Origin of the sequence: Candidatus Methanodesulfokora washburnensis (assembly GCF_003947435.1) — an archaeon.
Classification (GTDB): domain Archaea; phylum Korarchaeota; class Korarchaeia; order Korarchaeales; family Korarchaeaceae; genus Methanodesulfokora; species Methanodesulfokora washburnensis.
The window spans coordinates 1-6,386 of the sequence record NZ_RCOS01000105.1 but is presented as its reverse complement, the minus strand read 5'-3'; the positions used below and the strand labels follow the sequence as shown (position 1 = coordinate 6,386).

Genomic DNA, 6,386 nt, shown 5'->3' with positions numbered 1-6,386 from the left:
TAAGGGAGCTGATAGGGGAAACCCTCAGGTCGGCAAGATCCTATTTAAACTTGGGAAAGGGAAATCCATCCGAAATACCGCCTGTTGACTGTATATCCGAGGCAAAAATTGATCTATCAGGGATCAACGGACCAACAAAGTTATTTAATAAGAAAGAAATTCCCGTTTTCACAGTAATAAGAGCTAAACCCAGAAACAGGAAGGATGTTGAGACAATGGTTATAGAGCTCCAAGATTTCTTCTACAGACCAGAGAGATCGAGAAAAATGGGATTCAGGATAAGCAGTGCAGATAAAAGCCAAGATGCCATAACAAGAGGGAGATTGGCTTGGTTTCTGGGCCTTCCCAGAACGCAGAGGGGGACTGGATATCTTGATGCGGAGGCCAGAGAGATCAAGAAAAGGAGAGCGAGCCCAGTTCATCTCGCAGTTCATGAAAATGAGGCCCTCTTCACTCTCTTCCTCTCAGGTGATTGGCCAACTGAGATCAGATGGAAGGGAATCGGAAGACCAGTTCCCCTGAGGATAGATCTCTCAAAGGTAAAGGAGGCATATCTCACGTCTATCTCAAGCCTTGAGGGCTATCTTGACAGGACTGGATATGAAATGGAGGTGATATTCCCATGAGCGAGAGAATTTTTGACGAGATTAAGAGGATTTTTCCCGATCCCTCCTCAATAAACGTGCTCTCCTGGCTTAGGATAAGAAGCGTGAGTTATCTTAAGAGCAGGGCGGAGGGAAAGGAGATTCCCGAGGAGAAAAGGGAAATTCTTGAGGATTTGTTCAAAGCCTACTCGCCTGAGAGACTGAGAGAAGCGTTTAACAGGGCATCAAATCTTTTGGATGCACAGAAATCAGCCCTTCTATCATGTGGCTATGATGTCTTCGATTTTCTCGCGACAACAACATCCAGATTGATAGTCGGAATGGCAAGCGAGGTATTTGGAAAGCAGATATTTGAGGTGGGGCTCTCATGGGATCCCATTCTCAATCTTCCCTATATACCGGGATCTTCACTGAAAGGGGCTTTTAGGTCGCATTTAGAGAGGGAAAGGCCGGATCTTGTCCCCCTTCTTGGATCAAAAAGTGAAGCTTCCCTAGTAATATTTCTCGATTCCTATCCAGTCAGGTCTAGGTATAACCTCATCGTTCCGGAAGTAACAACCCCTATGTACAGGGAACAGGATGGAAAGATAAGGGAGGTGGAGGCAGAGCCTAAGCCCGTGTTTTATCCCGTGATAAACACCGATGTCACCTTCAGAATACTGATCGGAGGTTTTCTTAGCAATCCCCCTCGGCCATTGATGAGGGATAAGGGAAGGGAGTTGAGGAATCAGCTCGGGCAATTCCTGAAGGAAGTGCTTAAAAAGGGGATCGGGGCAAAAACTTTAGTGGGATATGGCCTGATGGAGATTCCCTAGGTGGTTTCTTGATAAGAAAAATAAATATGAAGAATTTTATTAGAATAGAAGAAGCTGATATAGAGATAGGAGATGTGACTCTGCTGTACGGTCCGAATAGCGGGGGAAAGTCCAGCATAATGAGAGCAATAGAGCTGGTTTTGTGCATGCTTTTAGGCCCAGTTCAGGGAAGGGAATATCCAAATCTCTCCGATTATGCGAGCATAGGCAAAGAGGAGCTAAGAATAGAAGCTCAGGTTAATGACCCATTTGGGACTTTTTTGTTAACAGCCAAATTCTCGCATCCCATAGAGAGGCAGAAGCCGAAAGTAACAAGCTACGAGTTCGAAAGCAAGAGATATGAGTTTCTTCACAGATATGATGAAAAGCAGGGCGGCAGTGAAGTAATCTACAGAAAGAAGGTATCCCGAATGAAATCGGCTCCTCCTCCACAGACACGGGAATACCTTCTGGATACCGGCTATCTTTCTTCGCTGCAGGGGGAAGGAGTCGAGCTTGGAGAGCTCCTAGATCTTTCAGGGAAGCTTAAGGATCTCAAGAAATATCTTGAGGAGCAGGGACGACAGTATCTTCCCTACTTATATTTGTACCGATCTTCGCGTGATGACCTTCTGAATCAGGCAAGAGATGGCATAAGAGATCTCTACTCTATTGAAAGGGCGAAAATAGGAGAGCTTATTGAAGACCTAAACATAGCAGTTGGTGATTCGATGTCTATAGAAGACCTTATCCTTGGAAGAGAGGAGATATTTGTCCGTCAAGAGGGATTCCCTGATCTTCCTCTTAGCTCCATGAGCGATGGTTTTCTCCAGATTCTAAACATATTACTTGGAATTTACAGAATAGATAATTTTATAGAACTTGCTGAGAAGCTGAGTATGAGACTAGGAGGTATTCTGCTTGTGGAGGTCTTCGATGCTGGAGTTCATGTGGACTGGCTCGTAAATCTTATAAATTTAATAATTGATAAGAAAATAAGAGTCAAGCTTGTGGCCGAGCTGCATACAGGTCTTCTGCTCTCCAGTGCTATTGCACATGGATTTCCTGCATATTATGTCCATAATGGGAGGGCCTGGAAGTTGACTAAAGAAAATATAACTGATTTAGAGCTCTTCAGAAGGGAAATAGGAGCTTACAGAGAGGTAGTGGGATGAGATCAGAATGTCTGGAAAATATGCTCGATGAAGTAAATAAGAAGACAGAAGATCCGGAGTGCGGCTCAATATCGAACATAATTGAACAGGTTAGAAAAGAGGAGGGAAAGATAAGATCAAGCTTTTATATAAAAGAGGTCAGAGTATGCAGATTGAATCATAATGTACATGCAAAGTTTAGGAATTGTCCTCACGAGTGGATAAAAGAGGGAAAGATGTTTGACTGTTTTGTACTAGTGAAGCTATACAAAAATAAGAGCATATGTCTTCATGTAGAATGCAAAAGTAGAAAAAATTTTAATGTTATACTTAAAAAATTAAAGGAGAAGATAAGTGGATACGTATATAAAGATCAATGTTTCTGCTTTAATGCTACGCCAAAAACAGTGGCTGTTGTAATCATTAAAAATAAAGTTGGTAAAAAAGAAAGATATGAGAAAGAGATAAAAAGAGTGGGATTTGATTATGCTATAATACAAGGTGGGGCCAGATGATCGTTCTCGAACTCTCCTCCGGATCACCTCATCTTCTTGGCTATGACGAGTTTGAGGTCATCACAGAGGGGCAGATTACAGCTCTCTTACTAAAGAAATGCGTTGATGATTGGGTATACAATGTGGATTGTGCAAGAAACATCCTTATTGAATCGTATGATGAGTTTTTGCAGATATTCAGGGATATTATCGGGAAAAACGCTAATAATCTTCTTGCTGCTCTGCTGACACCTAGCCCAGCAGAATATATGGGGAAAGAGATTTTGCCATTATATGAAGAAGATATTTTAGCAAATTTATATGGAGTATATATCAGCAGTAAAGAGGCTCTTCAATCGAAAATTCTGAAAAAGATAATTCCATTGATATCGACCGAGAAGATAGTCGTGTGGGATGCCAGTATTCCGCTTGAGTTGAAAATGAGCGGAATAGAATCCCTTGAAGAGGTAGCAGAGAACCTAGAGAAGCTATCCTTCAGCGTGACCAGAGGGTATTTGCACGAGGGAGACCTGCTTGCGGTTAGAACAGGAGTCAGAGGACATAGTTCATAAACGGTTTTAATGAGGCTAGTGAGCTAATGCAGTTTAGAAAAGATTACGCTGACGGGGTATTGGGGACTGTGTATGTTCCTGTTCTTTATCGGCAGACTGGGAATTTCATTAATCTCTAAGGTAAATAGACCCTAAAAAGAATGCTGTGCTAGAGACAATACACAGAATCTGAAGATAAAAATATAAAGAATGCCTTTTATCATCAGCAATAAAGGAGGTCTAGATATGGGAGAACTTGATTTCTATGTGGAACCATCCTTCTCTGTTTACTATCCGGATATGGTCTATGTAAACCCACAGACAATAGAGGTGGATCTGCTTCTCGTGCTCAATGGAGGGTATATCTGCATTGAGCTGAAGGACAATCCTGCAAAAGCTCATGAGGACTCCCTTAAGTATTTCATTAATGCACTTGCTCCTCAGCCCGTGATCTATATGAGCAAAAAGCCCCTTGAAAAGGGAGAATCCCAAGTACAGCTCCCAAATCCCCTCTTAATCCCCCCTGATAATGAGCTTATCCTGAAAAATCAACTTTTAAGCGAGCTGGAGAAGTGGAGACAGAAAGTAGGGGAATTTGAAGAAGAAAGGAGAGATTTCTTCTCGTTGGACAATTTCCTCTGCATGCTCCTTCTTTATGCCTCTCCAATGGTGTGTAAAGAAGTTCTTGAGAAAGTTCCACCATTTGATGAGAAGAAGCTTAGTCCTCTCATCAGGAGAAGAATTTCCCTTGTAATGAGGGCTAAAGGGCTAAACTTCTCTGATGAAATAAAAGAAGAAGGAGAGGAGAGAAAAAAAAGAGGAGATAGGAAACAAGATCGTGGTCCTTGTTCCAAAGCTCAGGGAATCCCTTGCTCGCAATGTTTTAGAGGCTCTCAAAAAGCTAAGGGATGAAGGAAGAGAGCTCATCCTTCTGTACACGGAGAAGAGCTCGGATGCATGCAAAATAATAAAAAGCGGAATTAACGAAGCTGTTAGTGAGAAGGTAGAGGGCGAAAACTTGGATGAGGAGTGGAGCTCTAGGGCTGTTGCCAAGGCATCAGGTGGAGGTACAATTCTGACCGTGGGAGAGGTTCCAAAGGGAGTCCTGCTGAAAATAGTGGAGAAGATAAATGGAAAGGATATTAAACTCGCGTCCCTTATAATGAGGCCTGTCTTTCAAAAAGATAAGTTCTTGGAAAGCTTGGATTCTGTCATCTCAGTCCTTAAAGGTGAGAATGGCAGGTTCGATCTATCGAAAAGGGAGGAGATAGGGCTTGAGCTCCTTGAGATATGAGGGATTGTGTGTTAAGCTCGAAAATATAGACAAAAAGAAAGGTCTCTTTAACAGAGCATCATCGCTCTGGATCTTCTTAGCAACGCATGGGATGTGGAACAGTGACATCGAGGGAAATGAGGTGAGAGCTGTAGTGGACTCCTGCACAGGAGAGGTCTCTTTAGTGCTCTCACATAAAAATTACGAGCTTATAAGAGCTTTGGAGGCAAATCCCATTTTTCACATGAATGTGGAAAGATTTGTTATACTGAAAGAAGAAGAGGGCGCAGCATCCCCAAAAGGAGGTCATATAAGGATGAAGAGGGGAGAGATAAAATCTGTTGGATGCTTGGAAACAGTTAAAGTCACGCCTCTCGCATTCCACGCCATTACAAGTGGATTTCACAGGCTGGGATTCTCATACAGAATAGTTGCGCTTCAGCAATCATTGGCCAGAGAAATAGCCGGGGCTATTGGCCTTGGAAATTCCCAAATTCGCACACCTGTCGACCTTTTCTCGGTTCCGGAGGATCAGGAGATAACAGGATCTCTTGCAGCTTTTCTGTCTTGGATGATGGGATGGAGCAAGCTGAATAAGGAGGCAAGGGATGCAGAGCTCACTACATCTGTCATAGAAGCCGATCCGTCCTTGGAGGAGCTAGAGGAAGGAGTTGACATGCTAAGACGCATCTGTTGCGGGGAGAAAATAGAGCTGAAGGTTAAAATTGAGGAGAAGAACAGAAAAGCACTTGTTCTGACAAGCAAGCTCAATTTTAGCAAAATTACTAATTACATAAGTAAGGTAGCACTCGGAAGGATGAACTCCTATATAGGACTTCAAGAGGAAATTAAGAGCAAAGTTGAGGGAGAAGAATTCAGCCTTGCTGTTGATTTCTCAGAGCAAATGGGCCCATGTGACATATATCTGCTCGTGTCAATTCTCAAATCTGCGGATATTGCCGAAAAATGCAGGGAGATCTGGCTGATAGGGACTCCTCTCTCCTATCCAACTGCCATGTACTCCTGCTTTTACCTAGAGAGGCTAATAGAGGACTTAAAACTGGGAATAAAGCCCAAATTTGCTCTTTCAAGCGAGGATCCAGCTGTCTCAAGGACGATTGCTGAGAGGATATCATCGGGTAAAAGGAAGCTGCTTTACATAGCAGCAGGCCCCACATCCCACGTGTTATCCTTTTATAGGACGCTTCTTGAGAGGCTTAAAGAGAAAGCAAGCGCAATACCGCTCACACCTAGGAGATAGCTACAAAAACTTTGCAATACCTCTAGTGTTATGGATTTAAGCGAAAGGGGACTAAAAGTCAACATGAGCAGTCTGCATCATGTATTGCGTCCCATATAGAGAGGAGAATGATAGGATCGTTTAATTACTCTCGATTTTCTGCGATTTTCAGCTCTGTTTTCACGATGGATCCCACATCTGGTGCCTTAGGGGAGTGCCTTGCTGTGAGCACAGCTCCACCTATTCTGGTATCGTATAAAGCATACCAGACTGGG

The 6,386-nt window shown here is 43.0% G+C and carries 7 protein-coding genes and 1 pseudogene; all 8 read left to right on the top strand.

Features of this window, described 5'->3' with window-relative positions; genetic code table 11:
• Nucleotides 1-626, top strand: a pseudogene (locus D6D85_RS16335) (hypothetical protein); the annotation flags it as partial.
• Nucleotides 623-1,420: an RAMP superfamily CRISPR-associated protein gene (locus tag D6D85_RS08810; RefSeq protein WP_125671689.1), complete on the top strand. Its 798-nt coding sequence runs from the start codon at nucleotides 623-625 to the stop codon at nucleotides 1,418-1,420. The pseudogene D6D85_RS16335 and the gene D6D85_RS08810, both read left to right, overlap by 4 nt.
• An 8-nt stretch (nucleotides 1,421-1,428) precedes the next feature.
• Nucleotides 1,429-2,574 carry an AAA family ATPase gene (locus D6D85_RS08805; protein ID WP_125671688.1) on the top strand — a complete coding sequence of 382 codons (1,146 nt, stop codon included), beginning with the start codon at nucleotides 1,429-1,431 and terminating at the stop codon, nucleotides 2,572-2,574.
• On the top strand, nucleotides 2,571-3,068 hold the full coding sequence (locus tag D6D85_RS08800) for a hypothetical protein (RefSeq protein ID WP_125671687.1): 498 nt from the start codon (nucleotides 2,571-2,573) through the stop codon (nucleotides 3,066-3,068). The genes D6D85_RS08805 and D6D85_RS08800 overlap by 4 nt, the downstream gene beginning before the upstream one ends.
• Nucleotides 3,065-3,619: a hypothetical protein gene (locus tag D6D85_RS08795; protein WP_125671686.1), complete on the top strand. Its 555-nt coding sequence runs from the start codon at nucleotides 3,065-3,067 to the stop codon at nucleotides 3,617-3,619. The genes D6D85_RS08800 and D6D85_RS08795 overlap by 4 nt, the downstream gene beginning before the upstream one ends.
• Nucleotides 3,620-3,844: 225 nt before the next feature.
• On the top strand, nucleotides 3,845-4,510 hold the full coding sequence (locus D6D85_RS08790) for a hypothetical protein (protein WP_125671685.1): 666 nt from the start codon (nucleotides 3,845-3,847) through the stop codon (nucleotides 4,508-4,510).
• Nucleotides 4,437-4,892, top strand: coding sequence for a hypothetical protein (locus tag D6D85_RS08785; RefSeq protein ID WP_125671684.1), 456 nt, complete (start codon nucleotides 4,437-4,439; stop codon nucleotides 4,890-4,892). Before D6D85_RS08790 ends, D6D85_RS08785 begins: the two co-directional genes overlap by 74 nt.
• Nucleotides 4,873-6,132, top strand: a complete 1,260-nt coding sequence (locus D6D85_RS08780) for a hypothetical protein (protein ID WP_125671683.1) — start codon at nucleotides 4,873-4,875, stop codon at nucleotides 6,130-6,132. The genes D6D85_RS08785 and D6D85_RS08780 overlap by 20 nt, the downstream gene beginning before the upstream one ends.
• Nucleotides 6,133-6,386: the final 254 nt, after the last annotated feature.